This is a genomic window from Klebsiella sp. 1SOBk5mer, from assembly GCF_046603115.1.
Taxonomy (GTDB): Bacteria; Pseudomonadota; Gammaproteobacteria; order Enterobacterales; family Enterobacteriaceae; genus Klebsiella; species Klebsiella quasipneumoniae.
The window spans coordinates 187,495-211,641 of the sequence record NZ_JBKIUU010000009.1 but is presented as its reverse complement, the minus strand read 5'-3'; the positions used below and the strand labels follow the sequence as shown (position 1 = coordinate 211,641).

At 49.2% G+C, this 24,147-nt stretch carries 27 protein-coding genes and 1 pseudogene; 9 read left to right on the top strand and 19 right to left on the bottom strand.

Translation table 11 applies throughout. The annotated features are described in order from the left end of the window. Nucleotides 1-177 (bottom strand): annotated as a pseudogene (locus tag ACLH1U_RS19960) (carbohydrate porin); the annotation flags it as partial. Nucleotides 178-507: 330 nt separating this feature from the next. Then, a complete protein-coding gene (gene xylA / locus ACLH1U_RS19955; RefSeq protein WP_032454715.1) occupies nt 508-1,827 on the bottom strand; it encodes a xylose isomerase in 1,320 nt (439 codons plus the stop codon). A gap of 426 nt (nt 1,828-2,253) precedes the next feature. Between xylA and ACLH1U_RS19950 the strand changes: the two genes are divergently transcribed. Together ACLH1U_RS19950 and ACLH1U_RS19945 are read left to right on the top strand one after the other, a co-directional pair. Further along, nucleotides 2,254-3,693 carry an MFS transporter gene (locus ACLH1U_RS19950; RefSeq protein ID WP_072199169.1) on the top strand — a complete coding sequence of 480 codons (1,440 nt, stop codon included), beginning with the start codon at nt 2,254-2,256 and terminating at the stop codon, nt 3,691-3,693. A gap of 58 nt (nt 3,694-3,751) precedes the next feature. Then, complete coding sequence (locus ACLH1U_RS19945; RefSeq protein WP_237902279.1) at nt 3,752-5,431, top strand: glycoside hydrolase family 43 protein; 1,680 nt, start codon at nt 3,752-3,754, stop codon at nt 5,429-5,431. Between the two features lie 82 nt (nt 5,432-5,513). On the opposite strand, the gene ACLH1U_RS19940 is transcribed toward ACLH1U_RS19945, so the two are convergent. Next, a complete protein-coding gene (locus ACLH1U_RS19940) occupies nt 5,514-6,152 on the bottom strand; it encodes an HNH endonuclease (RefSeq protein ID WP_087847733.1) in 639 nt (212 codons plus the stop codon). A gap of 179 nt (nt 6,153-6,331) precedes the next feature. Between ACLH1U_RS19940 and ACLH1U_RS19935 the strand changes: the two genes are divergently transcribed. Next, nucleotides 6,332-7,201, top strand: coding sequence for a phosphorothioated DNA-binding restriction endonuclease (locus ACLH1U_RS19935; protein ID WP_411299419.1), 870 nt, complete (start codon nt 6,332-6,334; stop codon nt 7,199-7,201). A gap of 317 nt (nt 7,202-7,518) precedes the next feature. On the opposite strand, the gene ACLH1U_RS19930 is transcribed toward ACLH1U_RS19935, so the two are convergent. The 12 genes from ACLH1U_RS19930 to ACLH1U_RS19875 form a co-directional block, all read right to left on the bottom strand. Further along, entirely contained in the window at nt 7,519-8,526 is a 1,008-nt protein-coding gene (locus ACLH1U_RS19930) for a restriction endonuclease (RefSeq protein WP_001757896.1), read from the bottom strand. A gap of 263 nt (nt 8,527-8,789) precedes the next feature. Beyond that, entirely contained in the window at nt 8,790-9,131 is a 342-nt protein-coding gene (locus ACLH1U_RS19925) for a TA system toxin CbtA family protein (RefSeq protein ID WP_411299418.1), read from the bottom strand. A 59-nt stretch (nt 9,132-9,190) separates the two neighbouring features. After that, complete coding sequence (locus tag ACLH1U_RS19920) at nt 9,191-9,421, bottom strand: hypothetical protein (RefSeq protein WP_069324141.1); 231 nt, start codon at nt 9,419-9,421, stop codon at nt 9,191-9,193. Between the two features lie 5 nt (nt 9,422-9,426). After that, nucleotides 9,427-9,795 (bottom strand): type IV toxin-antitoxin system YeeU family antitoxin, encoded by a 369-nt coding sequence (locus tag ACLH1U_RS19915; RefSeq protein WP_069324142.1) that lies wholly within the window; start codon nt 9,793-9,795, stop codon nt 9,427-9,429. A 23-nt stretch (nt 9,796-9,818) separates the two neighbouring features. Then, nucleotides 9,819-10,040 carry a DUF987 domain-containing protein gene (locus ACLH1U_RS19910; protein ID WP_332594124.1) on the bottom strand — a complete coding sequence of 74 codons (222 nt, stop codon included), beginning with the start codon at nt 10,038-10,040 and terminating at the stop codon, nt 9,819-9,821. A 14-nt stretch (nt 10,041-10,054) separates the two neighbouring features. Further along, nucleotides 10,055-10,540, bottom strand: a complete 486-nt coding sequence (radC, locus tag ACLH1U_RS19905; RefSeq protein WP_069324144.1) for a RadC family protein — start codon at nt 10,538-10,540, stop codon at nt 10,055-10,057. Nucleotides 10,541-10,595: 55 nt separating this feature from the next. Beyond that, entirely contained in the window at nt 10,596-11,066 is a 471-nt protein-coding gene (locus ACLH1U_RS19900; RefSeq protein ID WP_183516802.1) for an antirestriction protein, read from the bottom strand. A gap of 81 nt (nt 11,067-11,147) precedes the next feature. Continuing rightward, nucleotides 11,148-11,969, bottom strand: a complete 822-nt coding sequence (locus ACLH1U_RS19895) for a DUF932 domain-containing protein (RefSeq protein ID WP_069324145.1) — start codon at nt 11,967-11,969, stop codon at nt 11,148-11,150. Between the two features lie 111 nt (nt 11,970-12,080). Further along, nucleotides 12,081-12,314: a DUF905 domain-containing protein gene (locus tag ACLH1U_RS19890; protein WP_332594122.1), complete on the bottom strand. Its 234-nt coding sequence runs from the start codon at nt 12,312-12,314 to the stop codon at nt 12,081-12,083. Between the two features lie 132 nt (nt 12,315-12,446). Next, nucleotides 12,447-12,911 (bottom strand): hypothetical protein, encoded by a 465-nt coding sequence (locus tag ACLH1U_RS19885; protein WP_411299417.1) that lies wholly within the window; start codon nt 12,909-12,911, stop codon nt 12,447-12,449. 64 nt (nt 12,912-12,975) lie between these two features. After that, nucleotides 12,976-13,380: a hypothetical protein gene (locus tag ACLH1U_RS19880; protein ID WP_069324148.1), complete on the bottom strand. Its 405-nt coding sequence runs from the start codon at nt 13,378-13,380 to the stop codon at nt 12,976-12,978. A gap of 198 nt (nt 13,381-13,578) precedes the next feature. Next, the gene (locus ACLH1U_RS19875) at nt 13,579-14,466 is read right to left on the bottom strand and encodes a GTPase family protein (RefSeq protein WP_069324149.1); all 888 of its coding nucleotides are present in this window, start codon (nt 14,464-14,466) and stop codon (nt 13,579-13,581) included. A 215-nt stretch (nt 14,467-14,681) separates the two neighbouring features. On the opposite strand from ACLH1U_RS19875, the gene ACLH1U_RS19870 reads away from it, so the two are divergent. Further along, nucleotides 14,682-15,500, top strand: a complete 819-nt coding sequence (locus tag ACLH1U_RS19870) for an HAD family hydrolase (protein ID WP_227628895.1) — start codon at nt 14,682-14,684, stop codon at nt 15,498-15,500. Here the strand turns inward: ACLH1U_RS19870 and ACLH1U_RS19865 are convergent. The 4 genes from ACLH1U_RS19865 to ACLH1U_RS19850 all read right to left on the bottom strand — a co-directional run bounded on the left by ACLH1U_RS19865 (nt 15,462) and on the right by ACLH1U_RS19850 (nt 20,181). Further along, nucleotides 15,462-16,292, bottom strand: a complete 831-nt coding sequence (locus ACLH1U_RS19865) for a dCTP deaminase domain-containing protein (RefSeq protein WP_332594118.1) — start codon at nt 16,290-16,292, stop codon at nt 15,462-15,464. The genes ACLH1U_RS19870 and ACLH1U_RS19865 overlap by 39 nt on opposite strands. Before the next feature lie 288 nt (nt 16,293-16,580). Further along, nucleotides 16,581-17,912 carry a hypothetical protein gene (locus ACLH1U_RS19860; RefSeq protein WP_283945483.1) on the bottom strand — a complete coding sequence of 444 codons (1,332 nt, stop codon included), beginning with the start codon at nt 17,910-17,912 and terminating at the stop codon, nt 16,581-16,583. Between the two features lie 229 nt (nt 17,913-18,141). Beyond that, nucleotides 18,142-18,861 (bottom strand): HNH endonuclease signature motif containing protein, encoded by a 720-nt coding sequence (locus ACLH1U_RS19855; protein ID WP_183516805.1) that lies wholly within the window; start codon nt 18,859-18,861, stop codon nt 18,142-18,144. Nucleotides 18,862-18,972: 111 nt separating this feature from the next. Next, nucleotides 18,973-20,181: a hypothetical protein gene (locus tag ACLH1U_RS19850; RefSeq protein WP_159191541.1), complete on the bottom strand. Its 1,209-nt coding sequence runs from the start codon at nt 20,179-20,181 to the stop codon at nt 18,973-18,975. A 643-nt stretch (nt 20,182-20,824) separates the two neighbouring features. Here ACLH1U_RS19850 and ACLH1U_RS19845 point away from each other — a divergent pair. The 5 genes from ACLH1U_RS19845 (at nt 20,825) to ACLH1U_RS19825 (ending at nt 24,141) form a co-directional block, all read left to right on the top strand. Then, nucleotides 20,825-21,412, top strand: coding sequence for an inovirus-type Gp2 protein (locus ACLH1U_RS19845; RefSeq protein WP_069324155.1), 588 nt, complete (start codon nt 20,825-20,827; stop codon nt 21,410-21,412). Between the two features lie 84 nt (nt 21,413-21,496). Beyond that, on the top strand, nt 21,497-21,703 hold the full coding sequence (locus tag ACLH1U_RS19840) for a helix-turn-helix transcriptional regulator (RefSeq protein ID WP_069324156.1): 207 nt from the start codon (nt 21,497-21,499) through the stop codon (nt 21,701-21,703). 118 nt (nt 21,704-21,821) lie between these two features. Further along, entirely contained in the window at nt 21,822-22,208 is a 387-nt protein-coding gene (locus ACLH1U_RS19835) for a putative zinc ribbon protein (RefSeq protein ID WP_069324157.1), read from the top strand. Between the two features lie 51 nt (nt 22,209-22,259). Continuing rightward, on the top strand, nt 22,260-22,694 hold the full coding sequence (locus tag ACLH1U_RS19830) for a putative zinc ribbon protein (RefSeq protein ID WP_069324158.1): 435 nt from the start codon (nt 22,260-22,262) through the stop codon (nt 22,692-22,694). A 508-nt stretch (nt 22,695-23,202) separates the two neighbouring features. Further along, nucleotides 23,203-24,141, top strand: coding sequence for a glycosyltransferase (locus ACLH1U_RS19825; protein WP_333939334.1), 939 nt, complete (start codon nt 23,203-23,205; stop codon nt 24,139-24,141). The last annotated feature ends 6 nt before the right edge of the window (nt 24,142-24,147 follow it).

Here is a 24,147-nt window from a genome sequence, read left to right as displayed (position 1 = left end):
CTTTTTGTCGGCCGCGGCGTCAATTTTCGCCTGGCGGTCGGCCAGCGCTTTATCAACGGCTTTGGCGACGATGGCGTCGATCTGTTCCTGAGTAAATTCTTGCGCCATTACAGAGGTAAGCGGAAAAAACGCGGCGATAACCGCCATGGTTAATGGAAGTTTTTTTATCATTGTCATGAGTTTCTCAATATAGGTTAATTTTATTCAGACAATAACCAGCCTATTCTGAGCTGACAGAATATGTCGCTATCATCAGAACAAGTTATTTTTTATTTTGTACGGTCACAGAGGTATTACACAATTATCGCTACTCGCCCTCCCTCACTGATATTAAACAGGTGGCACAATGGCAGAACCATCCGCGCGGCGGATTGTTCCTCTATAGACAGTCAAACAGATAGCCTTTCGGCACAGACAGCATAAATACAACACGAACAAATAAACGCTATTTCCCGGCAGCGGGCACACGGCGGAATACATGCCCCCGCAGGGGCATGTCAGCAAAAATTAACCAAAGATATAGGTATTGACGAGATTTTCGAGTAATTCCTGACGCCCGCTCTGATGCTGCGGATTCAGATTATGCTGCTCAGCGTACCGGGCAATATTATCCAGCGACATACGGCCGGCCATAATTTGCTGCCCCAGCTCGCCCTGCCAGCCGGCATAGCGTTTTGCCAGACCCCGATCGAGCTTGCCATCCTCAATCATCCGCGCGGCCAGCTTGAGGGACAGCGCCATCACGTCCATGGCGCCAATATGGCCATAGAACATGTCGTATTTGTCGGTGCTCTGCCGGCGAACTTTGGCGTCAAAGTTCAGGCCGCCGGTGGTGAATCCCCCGGCTTTGAGGATCTCGTACATCACCAGGGTATTTTCTTCCACGCTGTTCGGGAACTGATCGGTATCCCAGCCGAGCTGCGCATCGCCGCGGTTGGCATCAACGGAGCCGAAGATCCCCAGCGCGATGGCGCTGGCGATTTCATGGTGGAAAGAGTGCCCCGCCAGGGTGGCGTGGTTGGCTTCAATGTTCACCTTGATCTCATTTTCCAGACCAAACTGCTTCAGGAAGCCATACACCGTCGCGACATCGTAATCGTACTGATGCTTGGTGGGCTCCTGCGGTTTCGGCTCGATAAGCAGCGTGCCGCCAAAGCCAATCTTATGCTTGTGCTCCACCACCATCTGCAGGAAGCGGCCAATCTGCTCGCGCTCCTGACGCAGGTCGGTATTCAGCAGGGACTCGTAACCTTCGCGGCCACCCCACAGAACATAGTTTTCGCCGCCGAGCTGGTGGGTGGCGTTCATGGCGGTCACCACCTGCGTGGCCGCCCAGGCAAACACCTCCGGATCGGGGTTGGTCGCCGCCCCGGCGCCGTAGCGCGGGTGGGTAAAGCAGTTGGCGGTGCCCCACAGCAGTTTCACGCCGGTTTGCTGCTGTTTCTCCGCCAGCACCTCGGTCATCACGGCAAAATTATGCAAATACTCTTTCAGCGACGCGCCTTCTGGCGAGACGTCGACATCGTGGAAGCAGTAATACGGCACGTTGAGCTTGTAGAAAAATTCAAACGCCACGTCCGCTTTGCGTTTGGCCATTTCCAGCGCATCGCCCGCGGCCTGCCAGGGACGCTCAAACGAGCCGGCGCCAAACATATCCGCGCCATTCCAGCAGAAGTTATGCCAATAACAGGCGGCAAAACGCAGATGATCTGCCATACGTTTTCCCAGCACGATTTCATCCGGATTATAGTGGCGAAACGCCAGAGGATTATCGGTTTTAGGTCCGGCAAAAAGAACGCGTTCGAGCTGGTCAAAATAAGTTTGCATGATGAACTCCGAAATTGAGGAAGCCGAAAATTAACAACTGTGACACATCGTGTATTCTCATCGTCGGTTGCTCAATTACGTTATTTCACTCGGCGATTGAGAAAATGCTCAAATGTGAGCCATCTCGCAAATAAAACTATTTTAAATATCTCGCTTCGCGCGCGTATAGAGTACACTTCCTGGGGAATTCAGGTGGACATAGCGAATTAAAATGCCGGTTTTGTCACATTGCCTGTCTGCCAAAAAATTAGCGGCGGATGGCGGCTCAACGCAGGTGATACAGGCCTTTGCTTCGAGGATCACAGAAGTAAAAAAACATAATTACTTAATTTAAAAACGTAATAGATTCTTCCATGTCAACTGTGTCAGAAAGTGTTTCACCTACACAAAACAAACCGGAGTCTGCTTAGAATGAGTAAAAACATAATGCACAGTCGGCATGATGAATATCATAAATTAACCCGCGGAGAACGAATTGGTTATGGCATGGGCGACTTTGCGCAAAACCTGGTTTTCGGCACAATTGGGGGTTTTCTGGCTTTGCATATGCTGACGGTAAATACCATCAGCACGGCAACGGCAGGCTTTATTTTTCTTTTTGTCCGCATAATTAACGTGTTTTGGGATCCGATGGTCGGCACCTACGTGGATAAACGAACCTCGAAAGCAGGGAAATATCGTCCGTGGCTGTTACGAGCCGGCGTGCCGCTGGTGATCCTGTCGGCATTACTGTTCGCGCCCATCCCCGGAGTGAAAGGTTCGGTGGCTTTCGCCTTTATTATTTATCTGGCGCTGGACCTGGTTTATTCCTTAGTCAATATTCCCTATGGCTCGCTGAATGCGTCGCTGACCCGCGACCCGGAATCGATCGATAAGCTCACCAGTACCCGCATGATGCTGGCCAACAGCGCCAACCTGCTGGTCTATACCCTGTTCCCGATGTTTGTGCAGATGGCGGCGCCGAAAGATCGCAGCCTGAAAGACACCGGCTTTTTTGGCCTTGAGCTGAATCTGGGGAATTATGCCGATCCGTCGGCAAATTACGCCTGGTTTGGCGTGTACGCCATCTATATGATCATCGGCGCGGTGGCTCTGTTTATCTGTTATAAATTCACCAAAGAACGCGTTGTCGCGACCGCCGAGCAGACCGCCAACGTCAAAACCACCGACCTTTTCCACGAGCTCCGACATAACCGCCCGCTGGTTATTCTGGGCATGTTCTTTATGCTGGCCTTTACCTTCATGTTCTTCATGAACACCGTTAACGGCTTCTTCAACCAGTACGTCGTCGGCCACTCCGAATGGATGGGCGCGGTGGGTCTCGTCGCGTCTATTCCCGGCATCGCCTTCCCGATTTTCTGGCCGAAACTGAAAAAAATCTTTGGTAAAAAAGGGTTCTTCCATCTGTTCCTCGCCATGTTCATCGTCGGCGAACTGCTGACCTACGTCTGGTCCCGCGAAGGGATGCACGACGCGCTGTGGCTGGCCTACATCGCCACCTTTATTAAACAGTGGGGCTTAACCTCCGCCACCGGCTTTATGTGGGCGCTGGTACCGGAAGTCATCGCGTACGGCGAATTAAAATCTGGCAAACGCAATGCCGCCATTATCAATGCCATTATGGGACTCTTCTTCAAGATCGGCTTCACCATCGGCGGCGCGATCCCGCTGTGGCTGCTGGCGGTGTATGGCTTTAATGAAAGCGGCGCCGTGCAGAGCGCCAGCGCCATCGACGGGATCATTATGACCGCGGTGTGGATCCCGATCGCGCTGGCCGCTATTTCGATGGTGATTATCCAGGTTTATCCGATCTCCGATAAACATGTTACCGACATCAACCGTCAGCTGGATGAGATCCGCGTGTAGTTAAAAAAATTATAAATCAGACCGATTCGTCACTTTCCATTTTAAAAGGTGTAATGAAATGTCACTTATTCAAAACCCGATATTACGCGGCTTTAATGCCGACCCCAGTATTATTCGCGTCGAGGATACGTACTATATTGCCAACTCGACGTTTGAGTGGTTCCCGGGCGTGCGTTTACATGAGTCGAAAGACCTGAAAAACTGGAACCTGCTGCCTTCGCCGCTCTCCACCACCACCCTGCTGGACATGAAGGGCAACCCCTCCTCCGGCGGCATTTGGGCGCCGGCGCTCTCCTGGGCCGACGGGCAATTCTGGTTGGTGTATACCGATGTGAAGGTCACCGAAGGCGCCTTCAAAGACATGACCAACTACCTGACCACCGCGAAGGATATTCGGGGGCCGTGGAGCGACCCGATCAAGCTGAACGGCGTCGGGTTTGACGCCTCGCTGTTCCATGACGACGATGGCCGGAAATATATCGTCCAGCAAACCTGGGATCACCGGGAGTACCATCACCCCTTCGATGGCATTACCTTAACGGAGCTGGATACCAACACGCTGAAGTTAATGCCGGAAACCGCGCGCACCATCTACCGCGGCACCGCCGTGGCGCTGGTCGAGGGGCCGCACCTCTATAAACTGAACGGTTATTACTATCTGTTTGCCGCCCAGGGCGGCACCGTATTTACCCACCAGGAGGTGGTGGCGCGGTCGACAACCCTCGAGGCCGACAGCTTTGAAACCGAGCCGGGCGACGTGTTCTTAACCAACGTCGACACCCCGGACAGCTACATCCAGAAACAGGGCCATGGCGCGCTGGTCTCCACCCCGGAAGGCGAATGGTATTACGCCTCGCTCTGCGCCCGGCCGTGGAATCGCCCGGGAGAATCCATCTACGACCCGCGCGGCTGGTCAACCCTCGGCCGGGAAACCGCGATCCAGAAAGTGTACTGGGATGACGAGGGCTGGCCGCGTATTGAAGGCGGTCACGGCGGGAAAACCTTCGTCGAAGGGCCGAAAGACGCCATCTTCACCGAAAGCGCCAGCGATAACAGCCAGCAGGATGACTTTACGTCGCCAGCCCTCGACCCGAACTGGAATACCCTGCGGGTGCCGTTTACGGCCAAAATGGGCACCACCGGCGACGGCAAATTAACCTTAATCGGCCAGGGTTCGTTAGCCAATACCCATGACCTGTCGCTGATTGCCCGCCGCTGGCAGGCCTTCTATTTTGACGCCGCGGTGAAGGTGAAATTCGAGCCCTTCAGCTATCAGCAGATGGCCGGGTTAACGAATTACTATAACGACCGCCACTGGAGCTTCGTCTTCCTGACCTGGAATGAAATTAACGGCAAGGTCATCGAAGTCGGCGAAAATAACCGCGGGAAATACACGTCGTACCTGAAAGATAACGCCATCAAGGTGCCGGACGGCGTGGAATACGTCTGGTTCAGGACCAAAGTCCGCAAGCAGACCTACAGCTATGAATACAGCTTCGATGGCGTGACGTTCACCGAGATCCCGGTCCAGCTGGATGCCGCGGTGCTGTCCGATGACTATGTGTTGCAGAGCTACGGCGGGTTCTTTACCGGGGCGTTCGTCGGCCTGGCGGCGGTAGACTACGCCGGGTACGGCACCCAGGCTGAGTTTTATCAGTTCGAGTATCAGGAGCTGGGCGATAAGTTAGCTGCCGATGGCAGCTACAGCTGGGAGGCTGGCGAGACGCGGGATAAGTAAAAGAGAGCGGGCCCACGCTACCGGTAAGGTAGCGTGGGGTTTGTGGTGTGTTTGATGTAATTAATGCGAGTGCTGTCGGATGTCAGTCTGCGGGGCGCAGCCGGGCCTTCAGCTCTTCGGGAGTAAACGGCGGATCTCGCCGGTGCAGCATCGCATGGCAATTAGGACATACCGGGATCAGATCGGTTTCAGGGTTCAGACGGTAGTCCTGCTTTATCCCGGCCAGCGGAATGAGATGGTGGATATGGATAAAACCCTGGCCGATTTCGCCATAGCGGCTGGCCATATCCAGACCGCATACCTGACACCGGCAGCCGTGTAGGCGAAGCGCCGCCTGACGAGCCTGACGGTCGCGCTCATAGCGATTGACCACCACCTGCATCGCCGCCCCTTCCACGAACTCCATGGTCGTCTGCCCCTCATCGGGGAAAAGCGCAGCCTCGTCATCGCCAGCGCCCTGCGACGCGATCGTAAATCCTTGCTCCAGTAACAGGCGCACGCATTTGGATTTAATCCCCCCGCTGAAATCCGCCGGGGTAAATTCCGTTCCCGTGGCAAGCGTGGCCGCTAACCCGACGATGGCTTTTGAAGGATACCGACGCCCCTCAAACTCGATCTCATACAGACGCGCGCTTTTAAACTGATGCGCAACGCCTGCATCGTAAGCGCGAATGGCAGCGATGATGCATTCCCTGGATAAATGGTCCGGTAGTTTTTTCATAAGACATAGCTATCTGATGGCGCGAAGCTTGAGTATAAATAGAAAGCTATGGGCTTTTCGAACAAATAACTGGCAGTGATAATTAAATCGCGATCCACGTAGAATCGCCGCATCTGGTAGGTTGATCGGCAAGGATTTTGCGAGCATCATCGCATTTATTTAGCTGCCAATGTAACGCTATGCCCTCCAGCACGACCCTGCAACACGCGATCGAGAACATCACCATCTGGCGCAAAGGCGAACAGCGTGCGCCGCATAAGCCACTATTGCTGCTGTACGTCCTCTCACAGTACCAGCGCGGCCATGCGCGGATGTTCGATTACGCCTCGGAGATACGCGATGAGCTGCATAGCCTGCTGGAACGCTTTGGCCCGCAGCGCCGCCAGTACCGGCCGGACATGCCCTTCTGGCGCCTGAAAGGCGACGGCTTCTGGGAGCTGCACAACAGCGAACAGTGTTCATCCCAGGGCAGCCGACAGCCGCCCGCCAAAGAGCTGGAGCTCTGTCACGTCGCCGGCGGCTTCGATGAGCCGCATTTTGCGCTACTCAACAGAAATAAGAAGCTGATCAATACCCTCGCCCATCAGATCCTCGAGGCGCATTTCCCGGAGAGTATTCAGGAAGAACTGGCTGAAGAGATGGGGTTTGATCTGCAGCAGATCCGTAAAGAGCGCGACCCGCATTTTCGCCAGCAGGTGCTGCGCGCCTATAACTTTGAGTGCGCGATCTGCGGCTTCAATATGCGCCATGATAATACCTCTGTCGCCCTGGAAGCGGCCCATATCAAATGGAAGCAGCACGGCGGCCCCTGCGAAATCCCTAACGGCCTGGCGCTCTGCGCGATTCACCATAAGGCTTTTGATAAAGGATCCATTGGTCTGGATGAGGATATGCGCATCCAGGTTTCGCCGGCGGTGAACGGCGGGGGCATCGTTGGCAGGCTGTTCTGGGATTTTGATGGTAAGCCGATTACCTTGCCGCAGGGGAAAGAATGTTATCCGCAGGAAGGGTTTGTGGCGTGGCACCGGCGGGAGGTGTTCAGGGGATGAGGGGTGTGGTGAGTGGGAGATTAATGGGAAGCGTGGGGTTTAGGGATTTTGAATGTGTTTCGGAGAGGATTTCGTGGTTGATCAATGATTGGTCGTGGCTAGATTAAAGGACTTATTTATTGGTTGTTTTGATATTGATGCGAAGGCCGGACTCGAATTATACACCTAATAGACTGATATCAATGTTGTTTATAAACAGGAGTAAATAGTTATACCCGCACTTGTACCCACAAGTGAAAATCCGTACAAAAAATAGACATTTCGAGTGGGTATAAAGCCATATCAGTAGAACACCGATATGGCTATCAAAGCAAGATTCAGGCAGGTAGGAAAGTTTTCTTCAGAGGAACCAAAAGTTTGGTTTCGATATCGACTTGCTCGTAGTTCTCAATAAGAGCACGGACGAGATCATCAAGCGTCCAGAGCGTCAGTGGTATCGTCGAACGGTCGGCTTCATATCGAGCATCTTTCGTAAAACCCCCTGTACTGACATAAAGCCCGCGATCGTCTTTATGGCGACCGCCGATAAAGCTGCGTATCTGTTGGCTTCCCATCTGTTCCCTGCGGTGCTTTACTTCAACGATGATACGCGGATTTTCAAAACCGAACCCATCAGGTGAAGCAATGATGTCTTTACCCCGATCAGCTCCCGCAGGTGAGACCTGCGTTTTATAGCCCATACTGCGTAAAACTCCGGCAACAAGATTTTGCATCTCATCCCAGTCAAGAGAGTTGATACGATCTTTGATACCCTCAAACGCCAGCATTTCCATATCGCGAAGCGGATCAGAAACAACCTCATCTTCATCCATCGCAACTGGATTCTGAGTAATCACATCTATAGTGGGTTTCTTATCCTGTAAAAGCTCTTCGAGCGCATATTCTGGAAGCTGGAAAACCGTCAGCGTAGACCCCAGTGTGTTCTTGGTAGCTACAGACAGTCGATCGCGATCAATTTCTTGAGTATTCCATTTAACCTGTCGAGCGATTCCCATCCCCTCTTCCACCCATTCAGGATGATATTGGAAATCTGAAGTAACTTTGCCTAGCAAATAAGTACGGTTGGCTGGCGAATAGGTAATAACCCAATCACCCTTTTGGATTTCGTTCACAAAACGCCAGACCTGCGATGCACCAGAACGCGCAGTTCCCAGCTTTGTTAATGGATCTGCCTCTTGGTATAAGGCGAGTAACTGAGCTCGAGACAGGCCGGGTTTGACTAATGGAGCCAGCTGAGACCAACCGATGCCTACAATTTGCTTATCGCGAAAATCGTCATAGAGCTTGCCGCCGTCACCGCGGATCATCCACATTCTGTTGCCCATACCAGTCCCTTCATGAGGAAAAGAAATTAAGCTGGATCATAAGCTTGTTCGCCGCATGCGTCAAAACCATCAACAACGATGGCCCAGCATTCTCGGATTGTACTTGCGATAATGTGCCCAGTTAAAATTACAGCTTCAATTTGCATGATATTTCGTCCATATAAGTAAAAGCACCAACCAGCATCGGCAGGTGCTTTTTGGAATGAGTCAATTAAATAAGTAAGGAAAGCTGCAGTGTGAATCAGGAAGGCTATTCCCAATGTTCACCGTGCCGCGCTAATACGATTTCTTTTCAATAAACCTGTTGCCTGTCGCGCCCGCAGAATATCGACTGCCCGCAGATATGGGGACTGTTCTTGCCAGTCGAATCCCCTACGATCAATACGAACCAGCCCGTACTTTTCCACCAGAAAATTAACGGCATCGGCCAAAGATATACCGGCATCGATATGTTCCTGAATTACCGTTTCATCACTGAATGGCGTGTCGTTCAGCGCCAGGCCGTAGTGCTGTTCCAACAGACGAGTAAGCAGCATCTGCCAGACTGCCACAGGCGACGGGCAGGACTGCGCCTCCCGTTCTCGGGATACAGGTAAAATTCTCATCGTTAGTTCTCTATGAATAAAAGAAAGGAATTAATGGCGGACGGATTTAACGCGGTACGTTACTGCCGTATGACATCCAGCGCGGTTTTTAGGGAGTCCCAGTTTATACCCTGATCCGCATCGTGGTGTCGGGCGGCATGGCGTAATGCAGCCCTGGCTTCTTCATCTGTGGCGGACGCATCCACATTGCGTACATCGTCCTCGTACCAGACCGAACACAGGACGAAGTCGTCGTGTTGATGCTGTTGCAGCAGTTCAATGACTTCGCTGACTTTACAGGCGTGTGGCATGGCTATTAGTCTCCGGGTTGTGCTTCAGGTGGGGTCGGGTAAATCGCTATATAGATGTACCCGTGCGAACCGAGAGGGTCGGCTTCACAGGTCAACCCTTTTGCGAAAAGCATAACTCTGTGCGAGTGGCGAGGATTAAGTTCACCGGTGGAGAGCATCAGCTCAAGTTGTTTCATCAGTACCGGAAATGCTTGGTCAAGATGACGTAAATCCGCCTCGCGGAACTGACCGGTGATGCTGGCGCGGTCGGCCAGGTAATGCAGGTAGTTGCCCTCCTGGACCAGTCGTGCGCCAAAACAGGGCGTGATATTGCACTGAAGACCCCACCACGGTTCGGCAATATCATGGTTTACTGGTGGAGTGTTATTCGACAATTGAAGTGCTCCTTAATCATGAGTTAATTCAGGGTAACGCTGCGCAGGACAACATAGGGGCCGTTACGGTCCTGGCGGCATTCAGCAAAGACGGCCAGCACACCTCTGATATCTGGTACTTCACGCCCGGCGTAGTGGCAGATGCTGCCGCTCCATTTGTACTTTCCGGTACAGAATCGAAACAACCGGGACTGAGGATGCTGGCGGTAAATCGTCATCGCCTGGCGTTTGCTGATAATCTTCATTGCACTGTTTTTCCTTAAAGCCAGCCACGTTCGGCAAACGAGATGACATCCATCCCGCCAACTACCAGATGGTCCAGTAACCGGATATCAACGAGTTCAAGTGCATTTTTGAGGCGTTCAGTCATCTGCCGGTCAGCATGGCTGGGTTCCGCAAGCCCTGACGGGTGATTATGTGCAAGTACGGCCGCCGCCGCATTGTGCTTCAGGCCCGCCTTAACGATTTCACGCGGATGCACTGTGATAGTGTTGATGGTGCCCAGAAACAGCGTGTCGTAAGCAATAAGCCGGTGCTGGTTGTCGAGCCACAGCACGGAGAATTCCTCACGTTGCTCCTGCGTCAGTTGCAGACGAAGCCAGTCGCGTACCGAACTGCTGGTGGTGAAGGCCGCACCGGGTTCGTGTAACTGGCGTTCCAGAATGTTCAGCGCCCGCCGGATGGTACGCTGCGCATACGGCGTCATGGCGGGGCGCGGGTGAGGATGTACTGAGAGGGGGAACATATCGGGTTGTAATGGTGCGGGTAATGTTGTCGTGTCCTGCATGGCCTGAAAGCTCCTAATCGATGATGTGCATGATGGCGTTACATTCAGCATGGCTGAGCGCGTAATCCCGCAGACGATAGTAATGTTCCGTCATGGCATCGGACTCAGTGCGACAGGCATGGTGGCTGTAAGTAATCAGACAGACCGCAATCCCGGCAGCTTCGGCGCTCATGGCCGCACTGTTGCCATTCATGTCGTTAAACAGTGACCATGTTTCATCGCCTTCAGATTCCGGTGCCATAAATGCGCCACCGTTGCTCAGCGTGTAAAAGTTCCAGACGCCGCCGCTGTAGTCCGCACAGAGGCGGTCCATCCAGGCGAAGATGTGCGGCTCCAGGGTTATCCACTGCGGTATGCTGCCGAAGTGCTGCGGCCAGAAGCCGATGCGGTTCTCGTCGGTTACCTGTGTTTTGGCAATCTGATGTGGAGCCGCAACAGGAACGGTTTCTGCGGGAGTGAACAGTGGCAGAGTGTTGTCAGTCATTTGTGTTTTTCCTCAGGCATGAATACGTTGAATGGGAATAAATCCCCGGAGATGGATTTTGGTGATGGGAGCCGGGGAGGGTTATTTACTGAGCAGGTTCATCATGTTCTCGGCCATCACCCAGAGCGCCCGGTTGAGTCTGACATCACTGTCTATCCCGTTAATGGCGCGAGTGTGACTGCGCTTGCCCTTCGCAGTGCGTCCGGGCAGACCGCCTTTCAGCAGGTTCTCCTGAAGCCTCTGGTATGTCGTCCACAGGTCATCCTTGCGGTCTTCATAGCGTCGAGGTGTCAGTATCTGCGTTGCGGTGACCGGCTGATACTCTTCGCCATAACGGTACGTCAGCGCAGCATTTGCCAGCGCCTCCTGTGCTGGTGGCGGTAACAAAAGCGATTCCATCGCATCGCGCTTGTCTTCCACCCGGTCAAAGACGCTGAGCACGTCGTAGGCTCCTTCAATGACCTTGCTAACGACATCGCCCCGGTGCGGAACTCTGATTTCGCCAAACGACTGACCACAGACCATGCCGTTGGTGCAAATGGCGCGGAAGTATCCCGGCAGCATCTGGTAACTGGACGAACCGTCGTGCGAATTGAGTAGGATAATTTCCGGTACTTGCGGGCGGTTGATTTGCCCGGTACGACGCAGGCGCAGCATATGTTTTGTATGTTCACGTCGGTTCTGATCGCGGACGCGACTCTGGCAGGCAAAGAACGGTTCAAAACCTTCGCGATGCAGGTTTTCAAGTACGGTGATGGTCGGTATCCAGATATAGCGGTCTGAACGGGACTCATGCCTGTCGCTCCCGAAAACGCTGGGGACAACCTGCATTAGTTCTTCACGGGTCAGGGGACGGTCGCGGCGGATCTGGTTCACCCGACCAAAACGGCTGGCTAATCTCATACTTAATTTCCTCATGGTCAATGTCACGGTATAAACAAAAAGACCATGCGCTCTGACGGGTACATGGTCTGTCGGTGTACTAGCTGGTGTGCGGGTGATGCCCGTGGTGCGTCAGTCCTGGGGGAGCCCATGGCTTACCAGATAACGGTTAAACCACTCCCCGGCATCCGATTCAAAATTCCATGCCCGCCAGATTAACTGACTGTCGCGGTCACGGATCACCAGCCGAAAATGGCTCCCCTCGTCGTCTTCAATGGTGATGTTGCAGTAAAGTGCCGCCACGGCTTCAGCCTGTGGGCGGGTGAAAGGGCCGGGTGGTAACGGCGTATCGTCAGTGTTTTGCACAGTGCGCTCCTGATAATTGGCACAAAAACAAACGCCCTGCCCGAATGAGCAGAGCGTGGAGTAGTGTTGGCTAAAAGATTGTTTACGGCAGAAGTGTTATTACGGAGGCTGGTTCAGCGAGTATTGCAGACCTTACTGGATATCAAACTTCGCCACGCAGCCGTTATCGCCAAATGCCGGTATCACTCCGGCAGCACCTTTCAGCGTGAAGACCGCCGGTTTTGCACCAGTGCCGGAAACGATCACACGTTTACCGGTACGCAGCTTGTTCCACACCCACATAAGGTTGTCTTCTCCCACGTGAGAGTCGCTTTCGCTGATATTTGCCTCTTCTTCGTTATCAATTTTCATCGTCAGGGTCTGACCGCTGTCCATACTGACCTGATGGCCGTTTGCGTCGGTGAAGATGATGGTGGCGGCCTGTGAGCCGGAACTGTCGCACGCGAGGTACAGCTGTGACTTCCCCTTGCCGAGGATAGTGTATTCTGCTGTGCCCTGCGCAAAGCCACTGGTCCAGGTATCGTGGCTACCGAACGCCAGCGCCTGATCTGAGAAACAGAGTGCGAGGGTAAGAGGGAGTATCGATTTGAATGACATCAGGCTTTTCCTTTAATAAACAATGAGAAACTTGGGGAGATTAGACGTCGATTTTAAAAGCGGTTTATTCGGTCACCGTGAAGGTGCCATGGTCGGTGAATACCCTAGCTTCAAGAAAGCTGCAGACTACACCTGCGGGTGGCTGAAGGTAGGTATGGCCGAAATGCCAGGTCAGTCTGTCAGCAAAATGCATCGTGGTGGGCGTGAAATTCGCCCCCTGCGCCACCCAGCCCTCAAGCCTTTTCCCCTGATAGGTGATAGTTCCCTTTGTCAGCAGCGGGCATTTTCCCCGGTTGACGTCAATATTCTTAATCACAACGGTGTCAGTTTTAGCCGTAACGGTGACATTGATACCCTGTATGTTTTTCTGAATACCGACCTTAATGATGTCATTTTCAGTCGCTCCGGCCGTTGAGGACAGGGTTGCCAGCAGAATAATGGCTGCAGCAGCAGTATAATATTTAGTCATAAAAGTTCCTTAAGACGTGACAATCCCTGCGAATCATCGCATTGATTTTTAATGAAGAAATAACGTAATGACATGAATCCCAATGGATTATGTAACTGAGGGGCTTATCAGGTACAACGATGAATATCGATCTGTTCGATCGACGAATTCGATCGTGACGAAGCAAAAACGTTTATCAACAAAAATGAAGATGTTTATCTAACCGAAGAAAAATCCCCACAGGGAGCGTGCCGCACGGGCGACGGTGTGGGTCACCGCATGCAGTGCTGTGCGGGCCACCTGCGGCAGAGGGGCCAGGTCAATGACCTTATCAATCACCTCCACCACGGCATCGCCAAAGCTGCTGCTGGCGCTATTGATAACGGTATCAGTGCGATACCGGTTCTGAAGATGAGGCACAAGTGGACTGCGGGCCTGCTTTGGGAGGCGGGTAATCATGGCCTCCACCAGGCGCGACAGCCGGTAACGCCCGCGGACAGAGACTGGCAGAATATCTATTTCTGCTATCTGCAACTGACGTGCCACAGCCTGCTGTTTCTGCGCAATACGCTCCGCCTGTAACGCCGAGGGCTGAGCCGACAACCAGCGCCACTGCTCGGCGGGTTCGGTTTTGTCCACTTGGTTGAGTATCCACAGCACTGGCGGCAGCGGTCCACTGAACTGCGCGAAGACGTCACAATAAAACTGCTCTTCCACCGCAAATGCGCGGTCATCGGCCTTGAGCACCCACAGCACCATATCGAGCTGTGGCATGAGGTCACGATACAGCTCACGGTATTCACCGTCGCGGGAAACAGACTCGCCCACGCCGGGCAAGTCGACCAGCGTCAGATAATGGCTGCCGAAGCGCAGCCGGACCCGTTGTGGCTGGCGCGTGCAGGCTTCCACTGCGTTCACGGCGCAGACTTCGCTACGGAACAGTGCATTGCATAGTGAGGATTTGCCGACACCTGTTTTCCCCATTATGCCAATCACGGGTTCATACGTGACCAGCCGGTTGAGTTCCTGCAACAGATGCTGGCGCAGCGCGTATGGGTAACGCCGCAGATGGCGACGAATAAGGGCATAGCCCGAGGAATGTTTCATGCTTGCCTCTGTATGAAAAAAACCATCCAGGGGGACGGCCTGTTGGAGTAAAACGGGAGGGAATTCATGAAGGTGATATATAACTAAAAAAAATTAAGAAGAAAGCCACAGCGGCCGGTTAAACTACCACTGGATGAGGACTAATGGATTAAGTATGCGGGTCTGCTTTGTGCCTGAAACGGACGTTGCAAACTCTACTCCTGCAGCTGCCAATCATGATTCCAGAAAATTTTTATCACTGTTTTGCTCTTAAAAAGACAACTTTAAGCAGATTTCTTGATAACATATGTAGTGTAGACCGTGCATGGTTAAGTCAATTTTGTAGCTTACTTAAAGGGTTAAACATGATAATTTGCTTCATTGACATGGAAGGAACCATTCTAGAGAAAAATATTTCGCTTGATAATGGAAAGGTTGCACCCAGTGCATGGACGGCTTTAGCAAAGGAAATCAGCGAGGACTGTTATCAAGAAGAAGAACTGTCTAAAGATCGTTGGCTGCAGAATAAGTACGGTAGTTATACTGAATGGATGAAAGACACCGTTAGGATTCATATTAAACATGGTATGAGAAAAGATCATCTTATCAAAGTTATAGATGCATCAAAATTTCATGATGGTGCAGATGAACTTTTTGAATTTCTTAGAAAAGAAAATATTATTACTGCTCTTATATCTGGAGGCTTCAAGCATTTAGCAGATTTAGCTCAAGTGAAATTATATATTGATCATGCCTATAGTGCTTGCGAATACTTCTTCGATAAGGATGATAAAGTAAAGCATTTCAATCTACTCCCTACAGATGAAGTTGGGAAACTTGTTTTTATGAAGCACTTAGCTGAAGAGTATGCTGTGAGTTTGCGTGATTGTATCTTTATTGGCGATGGAAAAAATGATGTTCATTTGGCAAGAGAGGTTGGTACATCTATTGCTTTCAATGCACAACAAGAGCTTGTTGATGTATCAACCTTTTCTGTAAAACAAATAAAACCAGACCTATCTGCCCTTATTCCTATTATCAGGCTTAAGCTCTAAGGTTCGTATCTGTTCTTTTAGTTTTTCGACATCACTTTCAAGACTTTCAATTTTATACTCATTTTTTTTCTGTGTAATCAGGCCATCTTTGAAATCATATTGCCAAGCAAATATCCAATCTTTTACCATGGGTAAGAAAGTAAAAAACAAACCAAGTAGCGCAATTGTAAAGCCTACTTTAACCATAGAAAATTCTGAAACCTTACTATATATCTCATCTTGAATCTGTTGTTTTAAAACCTTTGGTTCTAAAAATGTTTTAGGGAAATTCTTTAAATCATTTAATTTATTATTTTTATAATCATTATAATCCTGATCGCTATAATTACCTACGGCTTGCAGAACCTGAGAACCAGGCAGTGCTGAATCTAATTTATGAAAAACAACTCTGAAAAACTCTTTTTGTTCTTTTGTTCTTCCTGAAGGAATAACTGCATCTACGTTCGAAAAATTTATTACCACTGTTGATATAGGCCCTACATAGTTCGCATCTATAATACCAGTATTTAAAGCTAAAAGTCCTTTTTGACTTAACCTGTTTTTTAAGAAAACATATGCAACATGATCGGGTGGAACATGGATTATCTCATCGGAAATAATCACTAATGACTCTTGAGGTTTAAGTTTTGCACCTACTCCCTGAACAATATTTTCATTATTGTCCTTTTTAAGAATCTCTCCAATAGTAAGATCAACACTTGAAGCCTTACTATAATCCGCAGGATTTAATAAATTTCCTCTATTATCCCTAACGTAACCTAAGCGAATTGCTACTGTTGAATCTAGCTGCATTTATCCCCCTTGCAATACAGAATGAACTTTATGTGATGTAAAAATCATCACCTTCAACCATAATTTTTTTCAAACTAAATTACAAGGAGATTTGAATGTCTATTTTAAAATAGCGAATTTGGAAAACCTCAGTATATTTAGCATATTGCAGTAACTCTTTATGTGGCCACACTGGAACACTGGAACACTGGAACACTGGAACACAATACTACGCCAACACAACACCTCGCTCATAGCAGGCAGACAACACTAGGTACCTGTCCATTTTTTGTCAGAAACGGAACTAGATCAAACAAGATAATTTCTCATTAAAGATGCCATCTCATCATTAGAAAGCTCACGGCAATAATCGATCATTTTATTATATAAACCCCTTGCATAAATTGCTATTTCAGATAGTGGTCTATTCTCATCTTTAAAAATACGATGGAAATATTCAAGCCGAGTATATGCATCCGGATGAGCACCTTTAATCGATGCAATATTTATAACCCCTCCAAATCTAGAACGAATGTTCTCCTCCATTTGTTCAATAAAGTTCATATGTTCAAAAAGAAGTTCGACCGCTTCAATTGCATCCGCATAAACAATGACAGAATTTTTATTTCGTGGTTCGTCATCCCTCTCAGTCATAACCGCCGAAGCCATAAGTGCATTTGCTAATGTATCTGCCTCATACTCAAATTTCGTAATTTTGTTCTGACGTTCAACATAATCCTTTATCAAACTGGCTCGTTCTGGATGTTCAAGAATATGGTGAGCGATTTCGTGTAGGACAATGAAATCAAGTTGGTAATCAGTTAGTGTTTTTACTTTCCAGCCTGATTGTCCAAAAAGAAATTGTGGGAAGAAATACCTAGGACTACATGATGTTAAAAAATATAAAACCACTGGAACTATCTCAGGTAATGCACGTTTTTCTCTGTTCCCTAGACTATAAACCTCAGTTGACTGGAAGTGATAAATAAATCGATTAAGCTCATGAAGAATCCCATTGAGCCCGAAATTGGCGGTAACATATTTTTGTCCGTTAATTGAACAGCTTGTTGCATTAAGACCTCTTCTGTGTATAGGGAAGAAAAATATCTTGTCAAGCTGTGCATTGTTTATCAAATTGTTTGGTATATGGCTCATAATTCTTAGTTGACTGAGCCGCAGCCAATAAGGCATTTTGTATCTATTGCTTCCGAAACTTGATGCTAAAAAATCAGCTTTTCTGTAGATAAGGTTATTGAAAGTGCTGTTGTGATAACTAATTGCCCTTATATCATCATTAGATTCAGGAACCTTCCAGCCAAGCGAAAATGTACATCTAAGCTCAAGGAAAAACATGTCTACAACTGAGTCTGTCTCACCTGACAACCTTTTTTCCATCAAATCCACCTGGATGTGTGTTAACTCTGGCAATTGACGATAGTCAAGTGTGCATAAACTTTCTAAATCTAAAATAGTTGATTCCATAAAAAGGGGGGATTCACCTCCCTGAATTGTTAATGCAGCAGCGCTAGCTACTATATCGTCGATTTCGTCTTTACTTATAACAAAACTAATAAGATCCCAGTCAGTACTTATCTTGTTAAGGCTTATGGTGTTAAAATCTACGGCCGAACACTCATTCATCTACCTTTTCCTCAATCAATTTTGAATAATAAGTTTTCTTTCAGAGAGTCGTGACTAATAGTTGTTCGTTCAATATAAAACAATATCGCCTTCGTTTAAATACACACATATCTTCTTTTATTATTCCTTGATTAAGGTTAGCGTTGCATCGACTCGTTGAACTCCCCTAGATCATGACTGGAATGATTCTCATATGCTCAAAAAACCCACAAATAGCATCCACAAGTGGCTACAACCTCCGATGAAACGCCTCCCATCTTGGCTCAAGATAGACTATGTTGATCGGCTTCTTAGTCGCCAGTAATTTCTTCCCTTCAAGCTCACTCAGGTCTTCATCCTCCTTAAGGACCTCAGGAGAAAAATGAATACGTAACGTTTCAGGATCAACCGCACACATGCCAGCATCAAAAAGCCGGTGGATATCAGCACGAAGCCACAAACCATTGCTCCAGTGGTCAAAACCAGCCTTGCAGTGCTCAATGAGGTGGGCTGCTTCTCCCCTACATTTGGTGCTTACGCCGGTAACAACACATCTGTTCAGACAGTTTTGACGAACAGTATTGCTAAACTTCATCTGATCTGGCCGGGATGCTGAGCCATAGTAGCGATTCCCATAACGTTTGGCTGATACGGTCTCATCCAGAACGTCACTGAGGGAAGAAAAGTGTTCAGCCCGTAGCACCTTCAGACGTACCTCCCAACGAATGCCATCTCTTGCATGTGGGGTTGTAACGCGAGGGTCATCATCGGGCCATATTGCAATACCCTTTCGCTTCACTGCGAGCCTAAACTGCCGGGCATCTGCATTGGTCCCCGTACCTTTTATCTGCATAAATTGATGTACACTATTAAATTCCTCATAGGCTTCTGATCCATCCACAGGCCGAACCAGAACTTTGTCCTTAATATCACGTGGCAATTTATCCATCATGTTTTTATCTATCGCCATAATGAGATACCTGGTGGTTTGTAGAGTTTGCAACTATGTACCGCATTTTCCTGCGAAACCATAGCCACTGGTTCATTTTCTGAGGTCGCTCAGCTACCTCACAAAGGATTGTTACGGCTTCTCCTCTTTTAAAATCCCGTAGACATGCTCCTCAAAGTTTGAAGGCAGAACATCATTAAATTCGTCGAACGGGTAAGGCAACTCGGGAGAGCCCTCTTGATCATAGAGATCATTTCCGGGTGTAGCTGAAGTTTCATTGATAGGTAATGCTGTTTTGGATTTCTTCTTCAGGTCTTCTTTTTTGGCTTTTCTGCGTTTCTTCTCGGCTGCGTTGATGTAGGTAAAATCGTCAGAACATGTCAGGGTTCGTGCACCAGGAATAACATTGTAGATTTGAGCCTGAAGGCGAAAGAAAGCCAGATAACCTTTACGGTTGTTTTCGAATTTGCTTTCTTCTGATAAAACCAACGAGATCGGGTCTGAAAATTGGCCAACATCGATTAATCGGTCTGGCCTGCGGATAAATAGACCACTGTCTTCTGGAACATATGGCCGGGATGCATCCTTAAAGCAATAGTACCCAGCCTGCTCACCAGATCTGTTTTCTTTCTTACCCGATTGCACCCATTTCCTGTAAATGTCTAATGAGACTAAGCTGTCGACCCGACTGTCTGGATGCTTTTTGAAAAAGAAATTCACCAGATAAAAAGGCTCAAATCTCGCACTTATCAGTATCACTCGCGAGTAACCACAGGAGGCTTTATAAAGCGGATCCGCAATTATCCTTTTCCTCATCAAGGTAAAGCGTCGTTCAAGTTCAGCGAGTTGTAGTCTGAAACGAGAGTCATCTTTTTTAATCCGTATGTTCTGCATCTTCTCCCCTTTATCAAGAGGTAAATAAAAACACAGAGTTAACATTTCAATCTGACGATGCTTTCTTACAACCTTTCGAAAGTTCTCGCTGAGATAAGATAATGCCTTCTCTTTATCAGAGATCGCTTTTACAAGCGTATCTTTCCACTTTTTCTCTAACTGTTCGCTGTGGATTAGCTGAGAATCACGAAACTTCGTCTTCGGTCTTCTAAACTCTTGCCCATCGCTGGTCGCCTGGTTCAGATAAAGTTTGTCCAGCATATCGAACATCCTGAAGCTAGCTTTGGACTTTTCATCCTTATCTGGCCTTTCATCCTCCTCCAGGCGCTCGAACCCAACAAAGAAATATTGATGGCTGATTTCCCCCCACCTTTGGTTAGGACTCTCATAGGCCAGGTCTTCCCGGCGTAAGTCAAACACTCTAAAGTCATCCTTCAGGCCTGCCATCCCTCGCTCCTCCCAACTCGCTGCGACATCGAAATTGTCACTCGTCCGATCACACAATTCACATAATTCAACTGTACGAATTTTGACGTTTATCATGGCTGTTTTTTAGTATTAAACGACTCGATTTTAATACAATAGATCGCCGTTTTTTATGATGTATATCGTCGTTTTTTAATTATTTAACTCACTTGCAGATGCCGTTTACACTGGGTTTATTGCCAAAAATGCTTTGCAAACAGCCTGCTCTGTCTCTTTCTGGCCTATTTGTTATGGCAATATAGCGGAACGTGGCTTAGATACGGCTCCTTTATGCCGCTGAGTTAGGTCCTGGGGGAGAGCCTTTAGATGGTAAGATTTTTAAAAATCATCTGGTCAAGGGGCGAAGGTACCAACAAGGTTAATGCCATGAGATGAGCAAATGCTCCTGCCTTGAAGTACATGAATCTCGAGGCCGAAATCATTTAATTAAGGAATAAAATGATATTTTATAGAGAAGCACTTTCGTAACCCTCCACACCCAGGAGCGATGCCCGAGCACGGCAATCTGCAGGGTACCGCGATATTTACCGCTCTCCTGCACCCATTTCAAAACTGATGCCAATGTCCATTCCCATGACGATTACACTCACATGGAGAACAAGACATGAGCTACCACGACACGACCGATATCAATCTCAGCTACGTTCAGCACACAGCCCTGAACCGAAAACTACGACGACATCAGGACCAGTTATTCGAACGCTATTCCAAGCTACTGATGCTACGGGTGGACTTCTCGTACCTCCAGGACAGTGATTCTCATGGGCAGGGAGATATTCATTCAACAGTATCGGATATCACGTTACTGATTCAACGCAGTGGGGATATCAACGGGCTGGTAGGTTACGCATGGGTACTGGAACAAACCGAACAGCATGGTTATCACATCCACGCCGCGTTTTACCTCAACGGTCAAAAGCATCGCCAGGTCTGGACTGTCTTTGAAGCACTCAGGGAAACCTGGAAGTATGTGACATGGGGAGAAGGACACACACACCGCTGTGAGCCTAAAGAGCATTATCGCGTGCGAGGAGAATGGGTGACCTCTTATAACGATGCCAGAGGACGCAGAGGTATGCAGTATATCCTCAGCTACCTCAGTAAGCAGGCACAGAAAAGCCTTGGGGTTATCTGCCAGTTGAGTGACATTCCTGCACCACGGACAGCAGGCAGGCGGCGAAAAGCCAGTTAAAAATTACGCCGATGCCACATCGTTTGAAGGAGTCTGCGTTCACCTTACCTGGCTCCTTCTCCCATTCACTTAAGGAGAAAAACGATGACCACACCTGCCAGCCTTCTTAACGATAAGTTCGTCGATATGGCCTTCATTACACAACTCACTGGCTTAACCGATAAATGGTTCTACAAACTGATTTCATTGGGTGAATTCCCAAAGCCAATTAAGCTGGGCAGAAGCTCCCGCTGGCTTGAAAGCGAAGTGGAAGCCTGGCTACAGCAACGCATAGCACAGTCCCGTCAGTAATCTATCGAACGCAATAAAATTCCCCACCTGATTTAAACTCCACCAGTCGTATGGTCTCCGCTGCTGCCCTTCCCGGGACGGCTTAGCCCTGAGCGTCATCCGGCAAAGGACCAATACTATGTACGCAAAATCTTTTATCGCCACTGATGGTAATCAGCGCCTCACGGGCGCGGTCACTGCACAGCTTAACCCTTACAACCGCTACTCCTGCCACCTTTGCGGCAGCGCTCTGATATTCCACCCGGAATGGGGTAATAACCGTCCGTGGTTTGAACACACATGGGAAGACCTGACCGAGAACGGACGTCACCACTGCCCGTATGTGAACCCGGAGCCGAAAGAAGCGCGGCGGATACGCATGCTGCGTCGCTATGTGCCGGATGTCTTACCGCTTGTGCGCAAGGCCGAATGGCACTGTTCTGGCTGCGACTGCGATTATCACGGTGAGCGCTATTGTCTGACCTGCCGTACCGGTGACCACAGTACCGAACGTTACGCAGAATGAGCCTGCGTTATCTGCCACTTGCTATCAGGATCCCATGACAGGATTTACACCATGCAATTTAGAACCATTCGTACCGCCCTTGACCACGAGGGCGAAGTCACTTACATCCGGGACCTGACTCCGCGTTCAAGGGGGCTCTGGTTCTGCCGTTCCTGCAACAATCCCCTGCATCTGCACTGGACGCATGACAACGGCGGTTATTTCGAACATGACCTGGAAGACGCTGACGAACGCCGGTTAAGGCATTGTGCGTACCGGATCATAGCCCGGGATAAACCGGTATCCGCTTTTGACCAGGCCGTGAATGCACTGATGGAACGTGATGATGTGTCCGTAACAGCACCTTCAGACAGAGAATACTTCTGCGTACTCTGCCAGCGTGAATATTATGGTATCCGCTGCTGCCCAGCGTGTGGGCAGCATATCTACAGCACGGAAATGAAAGACCTAGATACCCTGACGATACCGGTTAAATTTGCAAAATAAGGGGGGGTCTCGCCGTTGGTTATGCAGAGAGAAAGCCTGACATACGGGCATTCCTACAACAGGCGATGGCGCATTATCTAAGACTGGCAGAACTCAGCTTTACAGTACTGTAAACGCACAGTGTCGCATAACCACGCCTCTTATCGATCGGCACCAACGATCAATATCTGAAAACTGATCTATCAAAACGATTATCTTTCATGCGCCCAGCCTGGCTATTATTGTCTTACCTTACTCGCAGAAAAGCCTTTTATTACGGTTAGTTATCTAGCTGAGGCTTGCTACGTCCTTTTTCTATGTACCCAAAATCACGAGGTTACTAAGGCGCGGAAAGATGAAGAGATGTGCACGTTGCAACAAAAAAAGAAGCGTCCTTGAGCGGTGGCTCTCCCTCGATAAAGAATTCTGCGACGAGTGCTTATTTGATATCGACCAGGAAATCAGGGAAAGACGAATTATCCCGATCGGGCGTCAGAACGACAATAACGAAAGGAAGTCGTAATTCAGCATGAAAAATAAAATCGACGTTAGCATCATTATCCCTGCTTACAACGCCGCTGCGACCATTGGTTGTCTGGTCAATAAAATCCTCAGCGAACCCCACGTAGCGATTGAACTTATCGTTGTCGACGACGGTTCTACCGATGGTACCGGCAACATTATCCGCCAAATCCACGATGACCGGCTCACCCTCATTGAGCGGGCCAATCAAGGTGTCTATGCTGCCCGAAATGCTGCTCTAGCCTTGCACCAAGGAGAATGGGTTATATTCCTTGATGCGGACGACGATATAGCAGATGGGTTCATAGAAAAACGATGGCAAGCAGCTACTACGTCGCAAGCCGACGTCATGATCTTTAATGGCTGGCATTCTGGTGCTGACCACCATCAAAGAGCTGTTCACCGACAGCAGCGCTATGGGACGACTCTGTCAGGTCATGAATGGATTAGACACTGTGTCACACACCGCGAATGGCCGCATTATCTGTGGCTGCAGATGGTCAGATCATCTTATATCAGACAACACTCACTGCGCTTCCAGCCCGGCAGGAGCCATAAAGACATTCTGTGGACAGTTCATCTTGCGGCGAGCAACGGTCGGTTCTGCGTATTGGATGTTAAGGACTATATCTATATCAGCAATAAGACCTCTATCACGCATCGGCCGGATTACTACGATGTTCGTGCGTTGAGCTATATCGAGGTGATTGCGGAAGTCATCCGACTGGCGAGCCTTGAGCAAAACAAAAAAATAAAGTTTTTTTTGTACCGGCATGCACTGGTGGAAGCTCGTCATTTTTTGGGGTTGTATCGCAATCGCGTCCGGGATAAATCGAGTGTGAAGTATAGCTTTGAGGCAAAGATCACACTCGGCAGTTTATTCCGAGGCATCAACAGTTTTAGCGATGTTTTTTTCTTTATCAAACTGGTAAGCAAGCTGTTCTAAAATTAC

Excerpts from the sequence above, each read along its gene's own strand:
- ACLH1U_RS19865 (WP_332594118.1), bottom strand. The coding sequence starts at position 16,292 with ATGCAGCTAGATTCAACAGTAGCAATTCGCTTAGGTTACGTTAGGGAT.
- ACLH1U_RS19860 (WP_283945483.1), bottom strand. The coding sequence starts at position 17,912 with ATGAATGAGTGTTCGGCCGTAGATTTTAACACCATAAGCCTTAACAAG.
- ACLH1U_RS19840 (WP_069324156.1), top strand. The coding sequence starts at position 21,497 with ATGACCACACCTGCCAGCCTTCTTAACGATAAGTTCGTCGATATGGCC.
- ACLH1U_RS19875 (WP_069324149.1), bottom strand. The coding sequence starts at position 14,466 with ATGAAACATTCCTCGGGCTATGCCCTTATTCGTCGCCATCTGCGGCGT.
- ACLH1U_RS19940 (WP_087847733.1), bottom strand. The coding sequence starts at position 6,152 with ATGAAAAAACTACCGGACCATTTATCCAGGGAATGCATCATCGCTGCC.
- ACLH1U_RS19885 (WP_411299417.1), bottom strand. The coding sequence starts at position 12,911 with ATGTCATTCAAATCGATACTCCCTCTTACCCTCGCACTCTGTTTCTCA.
- radC (WP_069324144.1), bottom strand. The coding sequence starts at position 10,540 with ATGTTCCCCCTCTCAGTACATCCTCACCCGCGCCCCGCCATGACGCCG.
- xylA (WP_032454715.1), bottom strand. The coding sequence starts at position 1,827 with ATGCAAACTTATTTTGACCAGCTCGAACGCGTTCTTTTTGCCGGACCT.
- ACLH1U_RS19835 (WP_069324157.1), top strand. The coding sequence starts at position 21,822 with ATGTACGCAAAATCTTTTATCGCCACTGATGGTAATCAGCGCCTCACG.
- ACLH1U_RS19930 (WP_001757896.1), bottom strand. The coding sequence starts at position 8,526 with ATGGGCAACAGAATGTGGATGATCCGCGGTGACGGCGGCAAGCTCTAT.
- ACLH1U_RS19900 (WP_183516802.1), bottom strand. The coding sequence starts at position 11,066 with ATGACTGACAACACTCTGCCACTGTTCACTCCCGCAGAAACCGTTCCT.
- ACLH1U_RS19950 (WP_072199169.1), top strand. The coding sequence starts at position 2,254 with ATGCACAGTCGGCATGATGAATATCATAAATTAACCCGCGGAGAACGA.
- ACLH1U_RS19925 (WP_411299418.1), bottom strand. The coding sequence starts at position 9,131 with ATGAGAATTTTACCTGTATCCCGAGAACGGGAGGCGCAGTCCTGCCCG.
- ACLH1U_RS19945 (WP_237902279.1), top strand. The coding sequence starts at position 3,752 with ATGTCACTTATTCAAAACCCGATATTACGCGGCTTTAATGCCGACCCC.
- ACLH1U_RS19910 (WP_332594124.1), bottom strand. The coding sequence starts at position 10,040 with ATGAAGATTATCAGCAAACGCCAGGCGATGACGATTTACCGCCAGCAT.
- ACLH1U_RS19880 (WP_069324148.1), bottom strand. The coding sequence starts at position 13,380 with ATGACTAAATATTATACTGCTGCTGCAGCCATTATTCTGCTGGCAACC.
- ACLH1U_RS19920 (WP_069324141.1), bottom strand. The coding sequence starts at position 9,421 with ATGCCACACGCCTGTAAAGTCAGCGAAGTCATTGAACTGCTGCAACAG.
- ACLH1U_RS19830 (WP_069324158.1), top strand. The coding sequence starts at position 22,260 with ATGCAATTTAGAACCATTCGTACCGCCCTTGACCACGAGGGCGAAGTC.
- ACLH1U_RS19855 (WP_183516805.1), bottom strand. The coding sequence starts at position 18,861 with ATGGCGATAGATAAAAACATGATGGATAAATTGCCACGTGATATTAAG.
- ACLH1U_RS19825 (WP_333939334.1), top strand. The coding sequence starts at position 23,203 with ATGAAAAATAAAATCGACGTTAGCATCATTATCCCTGCTTACAACGCC.
- ACLH1U_RS19850 (WP_159191541.1), bottom strand. The coding sequence starts at position 20,181 with ATGGCAGGCCTGAAGGATGACTTTAGAGTGTTTGACTTACGCCGGGAA.
- ACLH1U_RS19895 (WP_069324145.1), bottom strand. The coding sequence starts at position 11,969 with ATGAGATTAGCCAGCCGTTTTGGTCGGGTGAACCAGATCCGCCGCGAC.
- ACLH1U_RS19870 (WP_227628895.1), top strand. The coding sequence starts at position 14,682 with ATGATTCCAGAAAATTTTTATCACTGTTTTGCTCTTAAAAAGACAACT.
- ACLH1U_RS19935 (WP_411299419.1), top strand. The coding sequence starts at position 6,332 with ATGCCCTCCAGCACGACCCTGCAACACGCGATCGAGAACATCACCATC.
- ACLH1U_RS19845 (WP_069324155.1), top strand. The coding sequence starts at position 20,825 with ATGAGCTACCACGACACGACCGATATCAATCTCAGCTACGTTCAGCAC.